Annotated in this window: 20 protein-coding genes; 11 read left to right on the top strand and 9 right to left on the bottom strand. The window is 73.4% G+C overall.

The genetic code is table 11. The annotated features are described in order from the left end of the window. Positions 1-31 precede the first annotated feature (31 nt). Positions 32-943, bottom strand: coding sequence for an SMP-30/gluconolactonase/LRE family protein (locus ABEA15_RS16920; protein ID WP_345557453.1), 912 nt, complete (start codon positions 941-943; stop codon positions 32-34). Positions 944-1,058: 115 nt separating this feature from the next. Here ABEA15_RS16920 and ABEA15_RS16915 point away from each other — a divergent pair, with 115 nt between their 5' ends. Then, entirely contained in the window at positions 1,059-1,817 is a 759-nt protein-coding gene (locus tag ABEA15_RS16915; protein ID WP_345557452.1) for a TetR/AcrR family transcriptional regulator, read from the top strand. Positions 1,818-1,967: 150 nt separating this feature from the next. Here the strand turns inward: ABEA15_RS16915 and ABEA15_RS16910 are convergent, their stop codons facing one another. The 4 genes from ABEA15_RS16910 to ABEA15_RS16895 are packed head-to-tail and all read right to left on the bottom strand — an operon-like array spanning position 1,968 to position 3,871. Beyond that, positions 1,968-2,363: a hypothetical protein gene (locus ABEA15_RS16910; RefSeq protein ID WP_344144841.1), complete on the bottom strand. Its 396-nt coding sequence runs from the start codon at positions 2,361-2,363 to the stop codon at positions 1,968-1,970. A 34-nt stretch (positions 2,364-2,397) separates the two neighbouring features. After that, positions 2,398-2,817: a hypothetical protein gene (locus tag ABEA15_RS16905; RefSeq protein ID WP_344144839.1), complete on the bottom strand. Its 420-nt coding sequence runs from the start codon at positions 2,815-2,817 to the stop codon at positions 2,398-2,400. A gap of 21 nt (positions 2,818-2,838) precedes the next feature. Continuing rightward, the gene (locus tag ABEA15_RS16900; protein ID WP_345557449.1) at positions 2,839-3,324 is read right to left on the bottom strand and encodes a hypothetical protein; all 486 of its coding nucleotides are present in this window, start codon (positions 3,322-3,324) and stop codon (positions 2,839-2,841) included. Between the two features lie 25 nt (positions 3,325-3,349). Then, positions 3,350-3,871 carry a hypothetical protein gene (locus tag ABEA15_RS16895; protein WP_344144835.1) on the bottom strand — a complete coding sequence of 174 codons (522 nt, stop codon included), beginning with the start codon at positions 3,869-3,871 and terminating at the stop codon, positions 3,350-3,352. A gap of 846 nt (positions 3,872-4,717) precedes the next feature. Between ABEA15_RS16895 and ABEA15_RS16890 the strand changes: the two genes are divergently transcribed. The 8 genes from ABEA15_RS16890 to ABEA15_RS16855 all read left to right on the top strand — a co-directional run bounded on the left by ABEA15_RS16890 (position 4,718) and on the right by ABEA15_RS16855 (position 11,670). Next, a complete protein-coding gene (locus ABEA15_RS16890; RefSeq protein WP_344144833.1) occupies positions 4,718-5,479 on the top strand; it encodes a DeoR/GlpR family DNA-binding transcription regulator in 762 nt (253 codons plus the stop codon). Further along, positions 5,476-6,420: a 1-phosphofructokinase gene (gene pfkB, locus ABEA15_RS16885; protein WP_345557447.1), complete on the top strand. Its 945-nt coding sequence runs from the start codon at positions 5,476-5,478 to the stop codon at positions 6,418-6,420. Before ABEA15_RS16890 ends, pfkB begins: the two co-directional genes overlap by 4 nt. After that, on the top strand, positions 6,417-6,866 hold the full coding sequence (locus ABEA15_RS16880) for a PTS sugar transporter subunit IIA (RefSeq protein ID WP_345557445.1): 450 nt from the start codon (positions 6,417-6,419) through the stop codon (positions 6,864-6,866). The genes pfkB and ABEA15_RS16880 overlap by 4 nt, the downstream gene beginning before the upstream one ends. After that, entirely contained in the window at positions 6,863-8,380 is a 1,518-nt protein-coding gene (locus tag ABEA15_RS16875; RefSeq protein WP_345557443.1) for a PTS fructose transporter subunit IIC, read from the top strand. The genes ABEA15_RS16880 and ABEA15_RS16875 overlap by 4 nt, the downstream gene beginning before the upstream one ends. A 25-nt stretch (positions 8,381-8,405) precedes the next feature. After that, the gene (locus ABEA15_RS16870; protein ID WP_345557441.1) at positions 8,406-8,705 is read left to right on the top strand and encodes an HPr family phosphocarrier protein; all 300 of its coding nucleotides are present in this window, start codon (positions 8,406-8,408) and stop codon (positions 8,703-8,705) included. Between the two features lie 131 nt (positions 8,706-8,836). Then, entirely contained in the window at positions 8,837-9,943 is a 1,107-nt protein-coding gene (locus tag ABEA15_RS16865) for a DUF2332 domain-containing protein (RefSeq protein ID WP_345557439.1), read from the top strand. Between the two features lie 238 nt (positions 9,944-10,181). Beyond that, a complete protein-coding gene (locus tag ABEA15_RS16860) occupies positions 10,182-10,751 on the top strand; it encodes a snapalysin family zinc-dependent metalloprotease (protein ID WP_345557437.1) in 570 nt (189 codons plus the stop codon). A gap of 340 nt (positions 10,752-11,091) precedes the next feature. Next, positions 11,092-11,670, top strand: a complete 579-nt coding sequence (locus ABEA15_RS16855; RefSeq protein ID WP_345557435.1) for a dihydrofolate reductase family protein — start codon at positions 11,092-11,094, stop codon at positions 11,668-11,670. Between the two features lie 272 nt (positions 11,671-11,942). On the opposite strand, the gene ABEA15_RS16850 is transcribed toward ABEA15_RS16855, so the two are convergent. After that, on the bottom strand, positions 11,943-12,506 hold the full coding sequence (locus ABEA15_RS16850) for a TetR/AcrR family transcriptional regulator (RefSeq protein ID WP_345557433.1): 564 nt from the start codon (positions 12,504-12,506) through the stop codon (positions 11,943-11,945). 105 nt (positions 12,507-12,611) lie between these two features. Between ABEA15_RS16850 and ABEA15_RS16845 the strand changes: the two genes are divergently transcribed. Continuing rightward, entirely contained in the window at positions 12,612-14,093 is a 1,482-nt protein-coding gene (locus ABEA15_RS16845; protein ID WP_345557431.1) for an aldehyde dehydrogenase family protein, read from the top strand. A 251-nt stretch (positions 14,094-14,344) separates the two neighbouring features. Here ABEA15_RS16845 and ABEA15_RS16840 read toward each other — a convergent pair whose 3' ends face one another. Continuing rightward, entirely contained in the window at positions 14,345-14,773 is a 429-nt protein-coding gene (locus tag ABEA15_RS16840) for a YkvA family protein (protein WP_345557429.1), read from the bottom strand. Positions 14,774-15,320: 547 nt separating this feature from the next. Here ABEA15_RS16840 and ABEA15_RS16835 point away from each other — a divergent pair. Next, positions 15,321-16,352 (top strand): zinc-binding dehydrogenase, encoded by a 1,032-nt coding sequence (locus ABEA15_RS16835; RefSeq protein WP_345557427.1) that lies wholly within the window; start codon positions 15,321-15,323, stop codon positions 16,350-16,352. A gap of 297 nt (positions 16,353-16,649) precedes the next feature. On the opposite strand, the gene ABEA15_RS16830 is transcribed toward ABEA15_RS16835, so the two are convergent. Next, on the bottom strand, positions 16,650-17,933 hold the full coding sequence (locus ABEA15_RS16830) for a hypothetical protein (RefSeq protein ID WP_345557425.1): 1,284 nt from the start codon (positions 17,931-17,933) through the stop codon (positions 16,650-16,652). Continuing rightward, entirely contained in the window at positions 17,923-19,863 is a 1,941-nt protein-coding gene (locus ABEA15_RS16825; RefSeq protein WP_345557423.1) for a hypothetical protein, read from the bottom strand. Before ABEA15_RS16825 ends, ABEA15_RS16830 begins: the two co-directional genes overlap by 11 nt. Positions 19,864-20,239 lie beyond the last annotated feature (376 nt).

The raw sequence follows: 20,239 nt of genomic DNA, 5'->3' as shown, positions 1-20,239 counted from the left end.
GCGATGACGGGTGGCGGGGCCGGTGCGGGCGTCAGGGCAGGCCGTCGTGCGGAACCTCGACGCGGACGGCCCGCAGCTCGGCCTCGCGGGCCGCGCGGCGCTCGTGCTCGGCGAAGGAGGGTGCCGTGCACAGGAACAGGGTGCGGCCGTCGTCGCCGCCGAGCATGCAGGCGAAGACCCCGGTTCCGGCGGGGACCTCCTCCAGGACCGCGCCGCCCTCGCCCACGCGCAGGACGCGGGCATGCAGGGCGTCGGCCACCCACACGGCGCCCTCGGCGTCCGCGCAGATGCCGTCGGGAGCGACGTCGAGCTCTTCCACGGCCTGTGCGACATCGTCGGTCTGCGGCGGCCGGCCGAACTGCGCCCAGACGCGCCGGTTGCCCAGACCGCCCTCCTCGTCGATGTCGAAGGCGGTCAACCGTCCGGCGAAGGTCTCGGCGACGACCAGAACGCCTTCGGGCAGGATCACCATGCCGTTGGGAAAACCCAGGTCCTCGGCCACCGTGGTGACCGTGCCGTCGGGATCGACCCGGGCGAGCGTGGTGTAGCGCAGCGGGGCTCCGCCCATCAGGTCGAAGCCGAAGTTGCCCACATAGGCGCGCCCCCGGTGGTCCACGACCATGTCGTTGAGCATGCCGGACACGGCGCCGGACAGGTCCGCGTGCACGCTGAGCCCTCCCGAGCCGTCGCGCACCAGAATGCGGTGGTCGCGCATCGAGGCGATGAGCGCGCGTCCGTCGGGCAGGAAGCCCAGTCCCGCCGGCTGGTTCGGGACCTCGGCCACCACGTCGGTGCCGCCGCGGCCGTCGGTCGCCACGACCTGGTTGGTGTAGAAGTCCGAGACCCACAGCCGGCCGTCGCGCCACCGCGGGCACTCCAGATAGGAGAAGCCGTCCAGTACCACGGTGATGTCTCGGCTCGACTGCTGACGTTCCATGGCCATTTCCCACCTCGATGTTCCGCGGCGGTGCAGCGCGGCCGCCGTCGGCGCCGGTTCGCCGCCTGCGGCTAGTTGTAACTAAGCGCATAGTTACCCTAAGTTGGGCCGGTGTCAAGAGGTGTTCGCCGGAGCGTGTCGAGGTCCGGCGTCCGGTCGCATCGGCGGCGGGCACCGCAACGTGGCATGGAGCGGAATCGGCATGGTCGCGAATCGGAAACGGCGCGGTGGCCCCAGCAAGTCGGTGGCCCCGCCGGCGGATCTCGCGGCGGGCGCGGTGGGGGAGCTGTGGAGCGACGACCTGCCGGAGGCGGCCCGCGCGCTGCTCACCTCGGCCGTGCTGTGCTTCAGCCGGAAGGGCTTCCACGCGACCACCACGCGGGACATCACGGCGGCCATCGGCCTGAGCCCCGGCGCGCTGTACGTGCACTTCCCCTCGAAGGAGGGCGTCCTGTTCGAGATCGTCCGGACCGGTCACGAGCGCGCTCTCGAAGCGATCCGGGCGCAGCGCGACGACGGCGACACGAGGGCGTACGTCGGACGGCTCGTCGCAGGCCTCGTGGCCTGGCACGCGCGTCACCACACGGTGGCCCGGGTGTGCCAGTACGAGCTCGCCGGCCTCGGCCCCGAACACCGCGCCGCGGTCCGGGAGCTGCGACGGCGCTTCACCGCCGTATTGCGCTCGGCGGTCACGCGGGGGGCGCGGGAAGGCGTCTTCGACGTTCCCGACGTCAACCGGTCCGTGCGCGCCATCGTGTCGCTCGGCATCGACCTGGTGCGCTGGTACAGCATCGAAGGCGCGGATTCGCCCGAGGTGCTTGCCGGCTATTACGCCGACCTCGCGCTGCGGATGCTCGGCACGGACGCCGCTGCACGGTGAGGGCGAGGCTGCCGATGCCTGCGCCCGGACAGCGCGGCCGGCGGCGCGCGGTGCGCCCCGACCGCCGGCGGCCGCCGGCGGTCGGGGGGTGCATGCCGCCGCGGCGTGGGACCGGCAGGAGGGACCCACGCCGCAGCGGTCGCACGGCGTCTATCTGGCGTGGAAGTCCACGACGTTGTCGTCGCGGGTGAACACGCCGAAGAACGCCCAGTTGCGGTAGCCGCCGTCGCCCTTGCGGACGAACTCGCCCTCGCCGCTGAACACGACCCAGTGGTAGTCGTGCTCGCTCGGCCAGAAGTTCTCGCAGGGCTTGGCGGTGGTGGTGCCCTCGGTCACCACGCCCTCGAAGTGGCTGGACTCCCGGGCGGTGGCCTTGTAGACGATGATGTTCTTCGAGGTGTCCGAGCCCCAGCCCTGCAGTTCGTCGATCTTGGTGCGCAGGTCGCAGGGGTCGAGATAGTCCGACGCCTGCGCGGCGGCCGGTGCGCCCGCGGCCGCGACGCCCGCCACCGCCAGCACCGCCGCCGTCCTTTTCATCGCACGCATTGCTCATCGGTCCTTTCGTCGCAGAGGGGCGTCGTCACCGGGGCAGGAACCGGACGTGGGTGTCGTCGCGCTCCCACACGCCGTAGAACGCCCAGTTGCGGTAGCCGCCGTCGCCCTTGCGGACGAACTCGCCACCGCCGCTGAACACGACCCAGAAGAAGTTGATGTCGTTGCCGATGACCGCGTCGCACTCCTGTGCGGTGGTGTGCCCCTGCGAGACGATGCCGTCGAAGTGGCTGGAGGCGCGTGCCGACTCCTTCCACACCATGATGTTGTACTGGTCGTTGGCGTCCCAGCCGCGCAGTTCGCGCAGCTTCACCCGCAGGTCGCAGGCGTCGAACGCCATGGTGGTGGCGGATTCCGCGACGGCGGGCCGCGGAGCGGCGATCGTCGCCGCGCCTGTCACGGCGACCACCGCCGCGGCGAAGGCGGCGATCAGCTTGGCGATCCTCATGTACTGGATTCCTCTCCGGGATCAGGGGCGGTGGAACCGGACGGTGTTGCCCTCGCGGTCGAACCAGCCGCGGAAGCCCCAGTTGATGTAGCCGCCGTCGCCGGTGTTGGTGAACTCTCCCGCCTCGGCGATCCAGAGTCCGTAGTTGATGGAGCCCCATCGGACGTTGGCGTAGAGCCGCTTGGACTCCAGCCGCTCCTCGTAGCCCTGGCTGAGGTTCATCAGGACCACGTTGTAGCGGCCGCCGCTGGCCTCGAAGGCCTCGTCGACGGCGCGGCGGACGAACTCGCCGCGGTTGTCCTCGTTGATGGCGCTGATGGCGCGGCCCACCTCGAAGCCGTTGGCACCGTCGTCGAGGTGCACGGTCACGGTCGGGCTCTCGGCGGCCTGGACGGTCGCCGGGGTCTGGTTCGGGCTCGCGGTCTCGGCCTGTGCCGTGCCGACCGCCGTGCCCAGTAGCGCCGCCGCGGCCAGCGGCGCGACGGCGAGTGCTGTACGGAACCTCACGTGTGCGCTCCTCTCGGCCGCGGGGTCAGGGCTTGCGGAAGTCGACGGTCATGCCGCTGCGGTCGAACCAGCCGCGGAAGGCCCAGTTGATGTAGCCGCCGTCGCCCTCGTTGGTGAACCGGCCGGAGTCGAAGACGAGCACCCGGAACGCCGGGTAGCCCGAGGCGTGGACCGTGCCGTCGTAGACGATGTTGTCCAGGTCGAAGGAGTAGGGGTGGTCGGCCTTGACGACCATCACGTTGTAGCTCTGGCCCGCGTCGTAGAACGCGCCCTCCATCAGGCTCTTCACGTAGCCGCTGCGGTTCTGGTTCCGCTCGATCGCGGTGACGGCGATGTCGAAGATCCGGCTGGAGATGTTGACGACCGCGCTGCCCAGGTCGATCTTGACGCCCATGGTCTTCGCCTGGGTGGCGGCGGTCTGCGATGCCGGTGCGGGTGCCTCCGGCGCGGCGGGCGCGGCCATCGCGGTCCCGGCCGGTACCAGAAGACCGGCGGCGGCGACCGCACCGACGGCCGCTGTGCTCATCCTCTTGAGAACAGGGGGCATGGTTCTCCTTTCGGATTTCCACGGCCCTGCGGGTTGGGCCGTGGCGGCCGATCGTACGCATTTAAGAGCCGTCAAGTCCAGACGATGATCCGCAAATCCTCCGGTTATCCCGGCAATGGCATATTAATGCTGCTCATCAGCTAGACCGGTGCGCTCCGGTGTGTGTCGCTCGTGCTTCGCCGGCCCGATGACCTGCAAAATTCGTCCGTTTCTAGAATCCTCCTCGGTAGTCGCGGCGAGTTACCGAAAGCGCTTTCCCGTGTGGCGGACCCCCGGTCGACCGTCCATCCGCAGCGTGGCCACCGAACGCGCATAGGGCGGTGTCGGTGCAGGTCACATTGGTCGTCAGCGCCTTGTCTGCGCCCGCTCCGGCGGGCGTGCCCGTGAATCCTCAGGAAAATACGTTTGAATCCGGATGGAACCGGAACGCGCGTGCCGGTGGGATTTCGAGGACGCCAAAATCCGCGGCCGACGCGAAGGCGGAGCGTGCCGTATGCGGGGATCGGTCGAGGTCGGAAACGGATTTTCGGGAAACTCCGACTGTCGGTCCGCGGTCACTCCCGTAACGCTCATATCTGCGGTTCCGAGTCCTCCGCGTGCATTGCGGCGGTCGTCTCCGCTGTGCATCGGGCCATTCTCCAGAGCCTGCTGACGGGCGGTTCTGGCCGCCGCGGAGAAGGCCGGCGGCTCCGGTGCGCGGTCGCCGGGAGCCGGCGAGCGCGGACCGGGGGCGGTAGGGGTACGCGGCCGGCGCTTGGGCGGTCTGCGCGCTCACCGACCCTTGACAACCTGGCAACAACGGGCACAATCAAACAGCAACCAACATGAAACCGAAGGGAATCGGGCATGTACGGGGCCGAGCGCCGGCAGTCGCTGGTGCGGAGGGCACGCCGGGACGGACGCGTCGACGTGTCGTCGGCCTCCGAGGAACTGGCCGTGACACCGGAGACCATCCGGCGCGATCTCGGGGTGCTCGAACGCCAGGGCGCGCTGCGCCGGGTCTACGGCGGCGCCATCCCCGTCGAACGCGTGGACTTCGAACCCAGCGTCACCCTGCGCGACCGCACCAGCGAGGCGGAGAAGGAGCGCATCGCCCGCGCCGCCGTCGACCGGTTGCCCGAGCGCGGCACCGTCCTGCTCGACGGCGGCACCACCACCGCCCGCCTGGCCGGGCTTGTCCCCGACGGCGTCGAGCTCACCGTCGTCACCAACTCCCTGCCCGCCGCCAACCGGCTCGTGGCCCGGCCCGGCTGCGAACTCCACCTGCTCGGCGGCAGGGTCCGCGCGACGACGCTGGCCTCGGTCGGCACGTGGGGCCAGGACGTCCTCGGCGGCCTCACCGTCGACGTCGGCTTCTTCGGGACCAACGGGTTCTCCGACGCACGCGGCTGCACCACCCCGGACCCCGCTGAGGCCGCCGTCAAAGCCGCCATGGTGCGCGCCTGCCGGCGCCGGGTGCTGCTCGCCGACCACACCAAGTACGGCGACGACCACTTCAGCCGCTTCGCCCACTTGGAGGAGATGGACGTCGTCGTCACCGACGGCGGGATCGACGACCGCGCCCGCGCGGAGCTCGCCGGTACCGGGGCCGACGTGGTGATCGCATGATCGTCACCGTCACCCCCAACCCCAGCCTGGACCGCACCATTGCGGTGGCCGGGCTGGCGCGCGGCGAGGTCCACCGCGGCCTGCGCGCCGACCTCGACCCCGGCGGCAAGGGCGTCAACGTCGCCCGCGTCCTGGCCGCCGCGGGGCGGCCCACCACCAGCCTGCTGCCGTGCGGCGGACCCGAGGGCGCACACTTGGGCTCCCTGCTGCGGGACGAGCGGGTGCCGGTCGTCGAGGTGCCCGTGCACGGCGCCACCCGCAGCAACGTCACCGTGGTCGAGGCCGACGGCACCACCACCAAGTTCAACGAGTCCGGCAGCCCCCTCGACAGCGGCGAGGCCCGCGAGCTCGTCGACCGCGCCGCCGAGCTGGCCGCCGGGGCCGAGTGGCTCGTCGCCTGCGGCAGCCTGCCCGCCGACGGCTCCGAGCACCTGCACGCCGACCTCGTGCGGGCCGGGCGTCGGGCGGGCGCGCGCACGGCCGTGGACACCTCCGGCCCGGCCCTGGCCCACGCCGCGGCCGCGGGCCCCGACCTGATCAAACCCAACCACGACGAACTCGCCGAGCTCGCCGGGCGGCCCCTCCCCACTCTCGGTGCCGTCCTCGACGTCGCCCGCGACCTGCGCGCCCGCGGTGTGGGGGCGGTCCTGGTCAGCCTCGGGGCCGACGGCGCATTGCTGGCCGAGGGCGCGGGCGCCTGGCACGCCCGCAGCGCCCCCACCGTGATCGTGAGCACCGTGGGCGCCGGCGACGCCCTGCTCGCCGGCTTCCTCGGCGCCGGCGGCGCCGGCCCCGAGGCGCTGCGCGCCGCCGTGGCGCACGGCGCCGCCGCCGTCGGACTCCCGGGCAGCCGCATGCCCGGTCCTCAGGATCCGCGCTCCGCCAGTGTGCGCGTCACCGCAGTCGACACCGCCCTCACCCTCACCGGAGCAGCACGATGACCGAGCTCGTCACCACCGGCCTGGTCGATCTCGACCTCGCGCCCACCGAACGCCGCGCCGCGGTGCGCGCCCTCGCCGAACGCCTGCGCGCTGAGGGCCGGGTCACCGACCTGGAGCGGTTCCTCGCCGATGTCGAAGCGCGCGAGCAGCAGATGCCCACGGGCCTCCCCGGAGGCATCGGCATCCCGCACTGCCGTTCGGCCGCAGTCACCGCCCCCACCCTCGCCATCGGCCGCAGCGCCGAGGGCGTGGACTTCGGCGCCGACGACGGACCCGCCCGCCTCATCTTCCTGATCGCCGCGCCCGAGGGCGGCGACACCGACCACATGGCCGTGCTGGCCGCGCTCGCGCGCCGGCTCATGCGCTCCGAGTTCACCGGCACCCTGCTGGCCGCCGACGATCCCGCCCACGCGGCCGACTACGTCCGTTCGGAGGTGGCGCCGTGAGGTTCGTGGCCGTGACGTCCTGCCCCACCGGCATCGCCCACACCTATATGGCGGCCGAAGCCCTCGAACAGGCCGGGCGCGCCGCCGGGCACGAGGTCTCCGTGGAGACACAGGGGTCGGCCGGCACCTCGGCCCTGTCGGACGCGGACATCGCCGCGGCCGACGCCGTGGTCTTCGCCGCCGACGTCGGCGTGCAGGGCCGTGAGCGCTTCGCGGGCAAGCCCGTGGTCGAGGGCACGGTCAAGCAGGCCGTCAACGACGCCGCCGGCCTCCTCGAACGCGCCGCCGAAGCCGCGGAACATGCCGACCCGGCGCGGAGCGGTCCCGAGCCCGCGGCCCCGGGCGGTGCAGGGCCCGGCCGGACGACCGCCGCAGGCGCCGCGCCGGACGCGGCGACGCCCGCGCCCGAGACGAAGGTGACCGCCGCCGGAGGGTTCGGGAGCAACCTCCGGCAGTGGCTCATGACCGGGGTCAGCTACGTCATCCCGTTCGTGGCCGCCGGCGGTCTGCTCATCGCGATCAGCTTCGCCCTGGGCGGCTACGACATCACCGAGGCCCCGCCGGTCACCGAGCACTTCGACGCGCTCAGCCTCACCAGCTGGGCCGCGCTGGCCAACCAGGTCGGCACCCTGGCGATGGACTTCCTCGTGCCGGTCCTGGCGGGCTTCATCGCCTACGCCATGGCCGACCGGGCCGCCCTGGCCCCCGGCTTCGTCGGCGGCGCGGCGGCCGTGGCCGTGGAGTCCGGGTTCCTCGGCGGCCTGTTCGCGGGTCTGCTCGCCGGCGCGGTGATCGCCGGACTGCGCCGAGTCCCGGTGCCCCGCGCCATGGCCGGGGTGATGCCGGTGCTCGTGCTGCCGCTCCTCGGGTCGGCCGTGGTCGGCGCCCTGATGTTCGTGGTCGTGGGCGAGCCCGTGGCGGTGGTCATGCAGGCCGTCACCGGCTGGCTCAACGGCCTGACCGGTACCAACGCGATCCTGCTGGGCGCGCTCATCGGGGCGATGATGGCCTTCGACATGGGCGGCCCCGTCAACAAGGTCGCCTACACCTTCGCCGTCGGCGGGCTCTCCACCGGCAGCGAGACCGCGCACGCGATCATGGCCGCCGCCATGGCCGCGGGCATGACACCGCCCATCGCCCTGGCGCTGGCCACCAAGATCAAGAGCGGCCTGTTCAGCCCCGCCGAGCACGCCAGCGCCCGGCCGGCCTGGCTCCTGGGCGCCTCCTTCATCACCGAGGGCGTGATCCCCTTCGCCGCGGTCGACCCGCTGCGGGTCATCCCCTCCATCGTCGTGGGTTCGGCCACCGCCGGGGCCCTGGCCATCGGTTTCGGCAGCACCCTCATGGCCCCGCACGGGGGCGTGTTCGTCCTGCCGCTGGTCGGCGCCCCGCTGCCGTACCTGGCCGCGATCCTCATCGGGATCGCGGTCTCCACCGCCGCCGTCCTGCTGGCCAAGAGCATCGGCCGCGGCGAACGGAACCCCGCCAGCGAACCGGTCGCGGCCACCGCCTGACTCCGACAGCCGGAAGGACCCCCCGATGCACCGACGTGTCACCATCGCCTCGCCCGTGGGACTGCACGCCCGCCCCGCGGCACTGCTGGCCGAAGCCGCCGCCCGGTACGAGGGCCCGGTCCGCATCGCCAAGGTCGACGACGGCGAGGCCGGGACCCCGGTCGACGCCGCCAGCGTCCTCGGTCTGATGGCGCTGGGCGCCCGCCACGGCGACGAGGTCGAGCTCACCGCCGACGACGGCCGCATCCTGGCCGAGCTGGCCGAACTGCTCGCCGACGACCACGAAGGCAGCCCCGCCGGTCGAGCGGAAGGAGGCCCCGGCTAGCAGGGACCGGGGAAGCGGTGCCGCGCACGCAAGCGAGGACGAGTACGTCGAAGTTTGAGGCTTTTCGGCGTTGTGGCGCGGTCATAGCGGTCGAACTCTCAATCGGCGCCTCAACGATATGATCCAGTCGTATGAGTCGTGCGTTCGAGGCGGGCGGCCGGCCCGTGAGGAGGGCCCGCACCCTCGCCCAGGTGTATCGCCGCTTCGGTGAGGTCGACGCCGCCGCGACCTCACCGCTGTACGAGCGCGTCGCCGTCGCCCTGAGCGAGTCCGACGAGGCGCTGCGCGCCATCGAGGCGGCGCCGGCGCGCAGGCGGCACCCGACGGTGGTCCTCGCCGCGCTGCACGATCTCGCCCTCGCCGGGCGCGCTCCGGCGCTCGCCGCGGCCTATGCCGCCGCGGACGGCGACGCCGCCGCCGCTGCGGCGATCGACACGCTGCTGCGGATGACTGACTCGGTCGCGGCCATCGCTGCGCGCCGGCGGACACGGCCCGACGAGACCGGACACTGCGCCGTGCTGTATCCGGCCGTCGCCGAGGCGGCGCGCCGGGCGGGCGCGAACGCGGTCGGCCTGATCGACGTGGGCTGTTCGGCCGGGTTCAACCTCAACGTCGACCGCGTCGGCATCACCTACGGCGACGGGCGGCCGCTGGGCGATCCGTCGTCTCCGGTGCAGACGCGGTGCTCGGTCGTGGGGGACCGGCCCGTCCCGACGCGGGCGATGCCCGAGGTCGTGGCCCGGGTGGGCGTCGACCCCGACCCGGTCGACGTGACCGACGCGGACGACGCCCGCTGGCTGCGCGCCTGCCTCTGGCCGGACCGGCCGGATCTCGCGGAGCGGCTGGCGAGGCTCGAAGCGGAGACGGCGCTGGCGGCGGCGGAGCCGCCGATCCTGCTGCCAGGCGACACCGTCGAGGCGCTGCCCGACGCCTTCGCCCGGGTGCCCCCGGACGCCCTGCCCGTCGTCACCACGACGTGGGCGCTCTCGCGCCTGCCGCTGGAGAGCCGCCTGCGCTTCCTGCACCGCCTCGACGAAGCGGCGCTCGGCCGGTCCGTGGCGTGGGTGTCGGCCGAGGGGGTCGGAGTCGCGCCGACGATACCGACACTGGGGGATCGCCGGGCCTCAGGCCACAGCATCCTCGGCCTGGCGGTGTTCGAGCACTCGGCTCTGCATGCCGAGGCCGTCGGCCGCTCCTGGTCGCGGGGCCGCCTCCTGTCATGGTTCCCGGACTCCTAACGCCCTGCGGGAGCGGCCGGGGGCGCGGGCGGGTGTGCGGCTTGGATCTGTGCGGCCGCCGGGCGAGGGTCCCTGCGGCGGATTCCCGGCGGCCCTGCCGCCCATGACCTCCGGAACGGCGCACAGCGTCGCAATTCGGCGGTCTGGACACGTTGTGGTGATACGTCACTACAAATAGCATCAGGCCGACCCCACCGGGTCACCGAGCATCAGCACCCTCACCCCCAGGGAGCCCCCCATGCTGAGACGCATCCTTACGTCCCTCCTGATCACTCTGAGCGCGCTGGCGCTGGTGGGCGCCGCACCGGCCGCCGCGTCACCCGCCGAGCGGTCGCAGCCGCTGCGCCAGACCGTCCTGCACTACGACGCCGGCCAGGCAGCGGAGTACACCTCCGCCGTCGCGGAGGCCGTGGACGTGTGGAACTCCAGCGTCGGCAACGTCCGCCTGGAGCCGGCCTCCGCCGGAGAGCGCGCCGAGATCCGCATCGTCGCCGACGACGGCTGGCCCCGCGCCCATCTGGGCCCGGTGCGCCCGGGCGGGCAGGTCACCGTCTGGATGGGCCGCGAAGGCACCGCCGAAGGCTACGACGCGGTGCGCATCGCCGCACACGAGCTCGGCCACAGCCTGGGCCTGCCCGACGTCAAGCCCGGTCCGTGCTCGTCGCTGATGTCGGGCTCCACCGGCGGCGTGGACTGCACCAACGCCTACCCCGACGCCTCCGAGCGCTCGCGGGTCGAGGCCAACTACGGCAGCGGCCTGGCCGGCCAGAGCGTCACCGACGGGCAGATTCTGGTCGACCGCGGCTGATCAGGCGCCCCGGCCAGGGGCCCGGCGGCATCGGGCGCCGGCCCGCAGTCGCGGGTCGGCGCCCAATGCGCCCGCATCCCCGCCGCACCGGCGCGGGATCGGCCCTGGCCGACGCGGAGCGCCCTCGGCAGCGGCCGACACCCGAGCCCGCGCCGCGGCCCGCGGTCTGCGACGACGCGGTCCTCCGCGCCGCCGTGCCGCCGGCACGCCGGGTGGTGACTCTCAGCGGGATCGTGCCCGACTCCGGCAATTCGGAGGGGAGGGCCAACGGCGATGAGTCCCGCCGCGGATTCCGGTCTGTCATTGCACAGGCCGACCGAGCCCACCCGAGGAGAGCACCATGGCCGCCACCTACACCTTCGACGTCTTCTCCAGCATCGACGGCTTCGGCGCCGCCGGCGGCGACTGGACCGGCTACTGGGGCAAGCAGGGCCCCGAGCTGCTCGACCACCGCCTCGCCTTGTACGGCGAGGAGCAGCGGATGGTCTTCGGGGCCAACACCTATCGGCTGTTCGCCCGGATGCTGGCCGAGAGCACCGAGGACTCCGATGTGCGCGACCCGTGGGTCACCCGGATGCGCAACCTCCCGGCGACGGTCGTCTCGACCACACTGGAGGGACCGCTCGACTGGCCGGACGCAACGGTCGTGAGCGGCGACGCCGTCGAGGTCGTCGCCCGGCTCAAGGAGGAGTCCGACGTGCCGCTGCGCTCGCACGGCAGCCTGTCGACGAACCGGGCGCTGATGGCCGCCGGCCTGGTCGACCGCCTGCAGGTGACGTTCTTCCCCGTGATCACCGGTCGGACCGGGCTGGACCCGCTCTTCCAGGGTGCCGCCGACTTCGACCTCGAGCTGGTCGAGAGCCGGACGCTCGACGGACACATCAACGAGTGCGTCTACCGGCCCACCCTGCATGCCTGAGTCCTTCCGTGCTTCACCCGCCAAGCAGCCGAACCGGGCGCGACGCCCGGCAGGGACGGTCGCCGGGCCTCCCGACTCGGACGGATGCCGCGTTCTGATCGGCGGGGCGCCGGATAAGCGAGCAGAAGCGGCGAAGCCGTTCCCCAAAGGCGGCATCGCCGCCGCCGCGAGCGATGCGCGCCGCGGCCGGGTGCTGACGCCGGCGGCCGGCCGACCGAACGGCCGGCCGCTGCCGCGCGCTCAGGCCGGTCGCGGGGCTTCCGGCGGTGCGGTCACGGGGAGAAGGCGCGGCTGACGGCGGTGGCCAGGCTGGTCCGGCGGCGGTCGTGGTCACTGCCGGGGTCGGCCGCGGTGGCGGCGTAGGTAAGGCTGGTCGGCGACCAGGTCATGGCCATGGAGATGACCATGGAGTGCACATCGGCCGCGGGCAGGGCGGGGTCGATGTGACCGCTGCGCTGGGCGTCGGCGATGGCCTGGAGCTTGGGCTCTTCGGCCTCCGCGGAGAACAGATGGCCGGCGGAGGAGCGCTCCAGGCGGGCCCAGGTGGCCAGGCGTACGAGTTGCGGATAGGCGAGGTAGGCGTCGTAGAGGCGGACGGCGTAGCCGGGCAGGTCCTCGGCGGTCAGCGGTGCGGCGTCGAGCACACCGGCGACCTGGTCGGCGAGGACGGCGTCGAACAGCTCCGCCTTGCCGCCGTAGTAGGCGTACATCTGCGCCTTGCTGACCCTCGCCTCGGCCGAGATGCGGTCGACGCGCGCGCCGGCGATGCCGTGAGCGGCGAACTCGACGGTGGCCGCGTCCAGCAGGCGCCGCCGACTGGCCTGTCCCTTGTCCATGCCTCCAGTGTAAACGAACTGGTTCGTTTGCCATCCGGACACGGCTGTTCTAGTGTCGACCGGAGCGAACGAACCAGTTCGTTTTTCTAGCGCAGGAGAGCAGCCATGACCGCCCCGCTCACTATGGACGCCGCCGAACGCCCGGCTCCCGCCTTCCTCGACGGCGAGGCCAAGCACCTGCTGATCGACGGCGCCTGGACCGCGCCGCGCTCCGCCGAGACCTTCGAGACCGTCGACCCCACCACCGGACGGGCGCTGGCCCGCGTCTCCTTAGCCGGGCAAGACGACGTGGACCTGGCGGTCGCCGCCGCCCGCCGCGCCTTCGAAGCCCCGTCGTGGGCGGACATCACCCCCTATCAGCGCAGCAGGGTGCTGCTCCAGATCGCCGACGTGCTGGAGGAGCACGCTGAGGAGTTGGCCGTGCTGGACTCGCTCGACATGGGCGGTCCGCTGTGGATGACCCGCTGGCTGGTGGAGCACTCGGTGGAGGTGTTCCGGCACTACGCGGGCTGGCCGACGAAGATCTACGGGCAGACGGCGCCGTCGGACCCGACGGTGTTCAGCTACACCCTGCGCCAGCCGCTGGGTGTCGTCGGCGCGATCACCGCCTGGAACGGCCCGGTCCTGCAACTGGCGTGGAAGCTGGGTCCGGCGCTCGCGACCGGCAACACCGTGGTCGCCAAGCCCGCGGCCTGGTCGCCGCTGTCAACACTGCGGATCGGTGAGCTGCTGACGGCCACGGACCTGCCGCCCGGCGTCGTCAACATCGTCACCGGCGGTGCCGCTTCAGGGGAGGCGCTGACGGGCCACGGCGACGTCGACAAGATCTCCTTCACCGGTTCGCTGACCGTGGGCAAGCGCATTCTGGAGGCGTCCAGCACGGACCTCAAGCGGGTGACGCTGGAACTGGGCGGCAAGTCGCCCACGATCGTCTTCGACGACGCGGACCTCGAGGCCGCCGCCAAGGGGGCCGTCGCCGGATTCGCCCAGGGCAGTGGTGAGGGATGCGTCGCCGGAAGCCGGATCTTCGTGCAGGAGTCCGTCCGCGATCGGTTCCGCGAGCTGCTCGTCCGGGAGATGCACACCTACACCCTCGGGGACCCCTTCCACCCGGACACGCGCATGGGGCCGCTGGCTTCGCGGCCGCATTTCGAACGGGTGTCGTCCTACCTGGAGGCGGCCCGCGAGGACGGAGGCTCTCTGGAGACGGCCGGCCGTACCGGTGATGGCCTGTACATGCCGCCCACGCTGGTCGAGGGCGTCGGCAGCGACGCCCGCGTGGTACGCGAGGAGGTCTTCGGCCCCGTGGCGTCGCTGATGACGTTCACCGACGCCGAGGACGCCGTCGCACAGGGCAACGACACCGTCTATGGCCTGTCCGCCTCCGTGTGGACCGCGGACCTCGAACGGGCCCACCGCACCGCCGCACGCCTGCGCGCCGGAACCGTCTGGATCAACGCCTTCGCCGACATGAGCGCCGGCACCGTGCCCTTCGGCGGTTTCAAGCAGTCCGGCATCGGGCGCGAGCACGGAATCGAGGTTCTGGACGCGTACACCGAGACCAAGACCGTCACGGTGCACTTCTGACTCCGGGCCGGCGGCCGGCGCCGCCCCCGGCCGCCGCCCCGCGGGTGCCAAGCGGCGCCCGGCGGCGGTCCGCTCGGCGCGGCGCGAGCGCCCGGCGGAGCAGCCCCACACCGCAAGCGGGAGCACGCCGACTCCGGCGAACAGCCCGAGCGCGGACAGCGGCGACCGGGCAGGGCGCAGGCGGTTCCCGTAGGTGGGGTGGCTGTGTGCGGAGGTTCGGGCACGGCTGAGCGATCCGGGAGATGCCCCGGTCAGCCTGATGCGGGCGGCGCCGAGGGGAGGCCGCAGAGCCGGTGGACGACGGCCAGCCCCTGCGCGGTGCCGCGCCAGTGGCGCCCGACGACCTGCGGCCCGGCCCGGCGGATCATCGAGCGCAGCAGCACGGCGACCACGACGACCTCGTCCACGAGTCCGATCACGGGCAGGAAGTCGGGCACCGGATCGATCGGGCTGACGACGTAGGCGAGCGCGACCCATCCGCGGAGCCGGACAGTCCAGGCCAGCGACCGGTCGGCCGCCAGGCTGCGCAGCAGGCGCAGCAGATCCGGCATCAGCCGCAGTCCTTCGGCCGCAGACATCCCAGCGGGGCGCATCACCACAAGGGCGAGGAGCAGCAGGGCCCAGGCGGCCAGCAGGGCACCGGCCACACCGGTCAGGCCGAGGAGGGCATCGGTCAGCACCCGCCCATCCTCTCCCACCCGCCCGCACGGCCGCCGGCGGACCGCTCATGTCCGTTGTCGTGCGGTCGGTGCGGTCGGTGCGGGCCCGGCGGTCAGAGCCGGTCCCGTCCTGCGCGTGCGCAGCCACACCACCGCCGCGATCGCGGCGACCGCGGCCGCGCGGGTCCGGATCGGCCGCATCGGCCGCACCGGCCGCATCGGCCGGGTCAGCCGGATCGGCCGGCGGGTGCTGAGGCGTCCGCACCGCTCCCGTACCCGGGGCCGCGCGGACCGCGTCGGCCGCGCCGTCCGACCGTGCGGGCGGAGGCGAGGGTGGAAGAGAGGGACGGCGGCCGTCGTTGTGGTCCATGCTCCCCTAGGGCGGAGCAGCGCCGTGACTGAGTGTCACGGATCACCGGTTCTCTCCGCGCCTCGTACGGCTCGGGCATGACATATGTCAGCGGTCGACGGAGTGCGCCGTCCTACTCGGGGTCCTTTACCGATCGGTGTACCATGGTGATGTATACCGACCGGTATACCTAATTCGGCGATGGGGGTGTGCGAGACCATGCGCGCAGTGCGGATCGCAGAGCACGGAGGGCCGGAGGTCCTGGAGCCGGTGGAGGCGGCCGCGCCTACGCCGCAGGCGGGGGAGGTACTGGTCCAGGTCAGCGCGGTGGCACTGAACAACACCGACCTGTGGACCCGCGAGGGCGCCTATGGCCGCCCGGGAGACCCGGAGGCGCTGTCGGGCTGGCGGGGTCCGATCGACTTCCCGCGCATCCAGGGCGCCGACGTTGCAGGCCGGGTCGTGGCGGTCGGGGCCGGGGCCGACGAGCGCCTCACCGGTCGGCGAGTGGTCGTCGACCCGGCGATCTACGACGCAGATGGGCCGGACGCGAACCCGATCGGCCTCATGGGGAGCGAACGCGACGGCGGCTACGCCGAGTACGTGACCGCTCCTGCGCAGCGCGTGCACGACATGGCGGAGTCACCGCTCACGGACGACCAGCTCGCGGCGCTGCCGACCGCCTACGGCACGGCGCTGGGCATGATCGAGCGGGGACGGCTGCGGGAGGGGGAGACCGTCCTGGTCTCGGGAGCGTCCGGCGGCGTCGGCCTGGCGCTGGTGCAGATCGCCCGCGCCCGCGGCGCGCGGGTGCTCGCCGTCAGCAGCGGGTCCAAGATCGGTCCGGTGCGCGAGGCGGGCGCACACGTGATGATCGACCGCGCACGAGACGTCCCGGAGCAGATCCGCGCCGCCGCCCCGGAGGGCGTCGACGTCGCACTCGACGTCGTCGCCGGGAATCTGGTGAGTGAGGGACTGCCGCTGCTGCGCGAAGGCGGCCGGTGGGTCGTCGCCGGCGCGCTCGGCGGGTACGACGTGGCCTTCGATGTGCGCCGCCTCTATCTGCACAACGCGCAGGTGATCGGCTCCGCGATGCACACGCCCACGCACTTCGGCCTTCTCATGGACCTGGCCCGTCAGGCCCGGATCCAGCCCGTTGTCGCCGCGGTGTTCCCGCTGCACCAGGCCGCTCGCGCGCAGGAGGAACTCGCCCGCAGGCGCCATGTGGGCAAGATCGTCCTGCACCCCTAGCGTCGCGAGCCGATTCCGCGCCACGCGTCCCCGGCGGGACCGTCAGGGGCGGCCCTACCCGGTGGTGACGGGGCGTTGCGGTCGTGGGTACGTCGGCATCGGCGTCCGGGGAGGGCACCGCTGGCGACGACCCATCCGACCGCCCCCACGGGCGGTCCCCACCGCGCCCGGGCTCGCCGGGGCGGACCCGGGGGCGGCGGCTCTGCGCTCCGCCGTTCCCGTGCCGCGGCTCACCGGCAACACCGCCGGGGCGCCGCCGGCGCCGTCCTCGCGGCTCTGCGCGGGGCGCCGTAGCCTTCACCGGCGCTGCCCGCTCAGAACCCGGTGCACGAGGTCGCCGGTGAGCGTGCCGAACCCGGTCGCCGCCCACACGCTGTCGTCCGCGGGCACCTCGTAGTAGGGCACCGTGCGCCCGTCGTGCTCGGCCGGCAGCACCGTCGGCCGGACCCGCTTGTCGACCGCCTTGGCGCACGCAGCACACAGCGGCACCCGGATGCTGCGGCTGCCGCCGAACTCCCGCCACTGCACCGGGCGGGTCCGGCTGCCGTGCAGCGGGTTGGCGTAGCAGGGGCGGCGCGGCGTGTCGCGCCCTGCCAGCGCGTCCTCGGCCAGGTCCAGCAGGACGAGCACGCCGACCGCCTCGGCCAGTGCGGGTCCGTCGGCCTTCATCCGGTCGTGGACCCGCGCGGCGGCATCACGCGCGTCCAGAGCGCGCGACAGGTGGCGCGGGGACACCCCGGTCGCCGCGCTGAGCCGCTCGCCGAGCTCGATGAGGTCGCGCTCGCCGCGCTCCATGAGGGCTTCCAGTTGCGCCCGGTCGGCGTTGTCGAAGGCGGCGTGCTGGGGAACGGCTGCGGAGGCGCGGCGGCGGCGCAGCAGGAGAAGCCCGACCCCGGCCGCCGGAAGCACCAGGGCCGCGAGCCCGGCCCACAGCACCCACGGGGGCAGGCTCGCGAGCCGGGAGGAGGTAGGCGGCTCGTAGTCGGCCGATGCCTTCTCGTAGGCGGCCGCGGGGTCCGCGGAGTTGGCGGTCTCCACGGCCGACTCCACCCGGTCGGCGATCGAGACCCCGTCGTCCTCCCGGTGCAGGGCATCGGAGGTCAGGGCACCGTAGAAGGCCTCATCCGAGCTGTCCGGGCCGAAGTCAGCGCCGGTCAGGCTGCCCTCGAAGGCCTGCTCGTAGGCCAGCATGTGCCGCGTGCCGCCGCCCATGCGGTCGTTCACGGCGGTCAGCAGCGCTTCGGGGTCGCCGTCCCAGGCGTCGCCCGTGGCCAGGGGAATCGCGACGACGTACAGGTCGAGCGGCCCCTGCGCGATCAGGTCCGCGATGCGCTCGCGCTCGGCCTCGGGAAAGGCGGTGTCGTAGGCGGGGTCCACGTGGACCGGGGAGTCGGCCAGGGACTCGGCGATCTCCTCGGCGGGGGTGGAAGCCGCACCGCCGGAGCCGGAGCCGGAGCCTGGACCGGAGCCCGGGCCGGAGTCCGGGCCGGAGTCCGGCGACGCCGCGGCGTCGGCTGCGACCGGGTTGAGAAGCATCGCCAGCGAGGTCAGCATCGCGACGGCTCGGACCCTAGCTGACATGGTGCTCCTTCAACAGTGCCTCGACCATGGAGGCGGGGGCGTCGGCGCCGAAGCGGTGGCGGATCCACGGGTCGTTCGGCTTGGAGTCGTAGGCGTGCGCGGTTCCGCCGGACCGCAGCCGCAGCACGCCGGCGGAACGCACCTCGGGGCGCAGTGCCGCGCAGCGCGCGCACACCTTGGCGTTGCCGTTGCGGCCCACCCGGGTACGGCTGCGTTCGGTGGCCCACGTGTGGAGCGGGTTCACCGCGCACGGCTCCCGCCGGGAGCCGCCGGCATCCTCCGCCTCGGCCAGCACCCGCCGTGCGAGGACCACCACGCCCAGCAGGTCCAGGGTCCGCGGTCGGCCGTCGAGGGTCAGCAGCGCGGCGTCGGCCTGGGGGAGCAGCGCCTCGGGCGGGCCGCCGTCGGGGCGCGCGAGCAGCGCGCGCAGCCGCGCGGTCTCGCGCCCCGCCAGGCGGCGCAGCGCGCGGTCGCCGACGACGGTGCCGCCGCCGCGCCACATCTTGCGGGCGTACAGCAGCAGCCAGACCAGGGCGATGGCCGCAGGGGCGACGAGCAGGCCGAAGGCGAAGAGCCCGGGGGCCACACCCTCCGCCCAGTAGCGCTCCATGCGCGGAGCCGGGATACCGAGTTCCTGCTCGGTGAACTGCGGCGTGTACGAACCGCCGCCGGTGAGTTCGACGTCGTCGAGCGCGGCGACGGCCTGATGCAGGGCACCCGCCGGGTCGGCCGCCTCGATCCGCTGCATCGCGAAGGCGAAGGAGTAGTCGGCCCCCAGACCGTGGGTGGCGGCCCCGACACCGGTGGCGCCGCCGACGTCCCGCCCGGCGACGAGGTAGACGCCTTCGCGCTCGGCCAGCGACGCCAGCGCGGCGGCGAGCACCTCGTGGTCGCCGCCGGACTCGTCGTCGGCGTCCAGCGGTACCACCGCCGCGTACACGGGCACCGGCGCCCGGCCGATCTCCTCGGCGACGTCGTCCAGCCCCTCGCGCGGCAGCCGGACCAGCGGGTCGACGTAGAGGGGGTCGTCGCCCAGCGCCCGGGCGACATGCGCCACGCGCCCGGTGGAGATGACGTAGGGCTCCTCCATACGGGCCGACTCCTCGGCGTCGGGCGTCTCGTGGTCACCGGCGGGCGCTGCGGCCACCCACCCCGCCGGCGCGCTCACCGCCCCCACGGCGACGGCCACGGCGCCCACCCCGACGGCCGCGGCCGGGCGGAGGCGCCCGCGGCGCGCCAGCCGCCAGACCTGCCACCCGCCGACGGCCACGGCCGCTCCGCCGACGGCTCCGACCAGGAACCCGAGGGTCTCGGGGCCATCGGGACGGCTCGGGTGCAGCCCGGCGAGGACATCCGCGCGGAACGGCCAGGGCCGCTCGCGTTCGGCCTGCAGTTCCTCGGCCGCGGCCGGGTTCTCCAGCGCTGCGACGATCACCTCGGCCACCTCGGTCGCGGGGTCGTCGTAGCGGAGCCCGGGGTCGGTGAGCGCCACGTGCAGCGCGGTGTCCGTGTCGGCCTCGACCCCGTAGGACTCGATCTCCAGCACGCTGCCCTGCGGCCCCATGACCGCATACACCCCGTCGGAGCCCAGGCGGTCGTGCAGCGCCGGCGCGATCTTCTCGTCCCCGACCGCTGAGCCCGGCCCGAGGAAGGGGGTCACCACGATGTAGTACGGCAGATCCAGCCTGCCGAAGGTGGTGTGGAGCTCGTTGGTCATCTCCTCGGGCTTCAGCGTTCCGCCGACGGCTCCGTCGACCACGACCGCGGCACCCTCGGGCTCCTCCGCGAGCAGTTCGGCGTAGTGCTCGGCCGGCGTGGCGGGCGGCTCGACGTCGGCTTGGGCTTCGCCCGGGAGCAGGGCGAGGAAGGCGAGCGCCGGCAGAGCGGGGATGGCCGACAGCTGCCGGAGGGATGGGGGAGAGGCGGTCACCGGGTCATCGTAGCCAGTCCTCGTCCCGTTCCCCGGCCGGGCCCCGGGGAGCGCAGGACCCTCGGCGGTGCCACCTTGCGAGGCGCTCGCCGCCGCCCTCATAGCCCCCACCCGCGAGGTGTGGCGCCCCGGGGCACGGTCCAGGCGACCGGCGCATCGCCACACTCGGTTCGGCGTGGTGGTCGCCGCACACCGCGACCGCCCGCGCCGCCGCCTCGGCCCTGAGCCGTCGATCGGATCGGGACCGGCGTCCGCACCGGCCCAGAAAGGCGCCATCTCCGGTCGCCGACCGCTTCTGAGGCGTCCTGCAGGCGCAGCGTCGGTTCCAGTGCGACGTCCTCTCGGTCCGCGTCCGGCGGCAGGCCGCCCTCGGGTG

It is taken from the genome of Streptomonospora halophila, from assembly GCF_039542725.1.
Taxonomy (GTDB): Bacteria; Actinomycetota; Actinomycetes; order Streptosporangiales; family Streptosporangiaceae; genus Streptomonospora; species Streptomonospora halophila.
The sequence above is the reverse complement of the archived record's forward strand: the minus strand, read 5'-3'. Positions and strand labels throughout refer to the sequence as shown.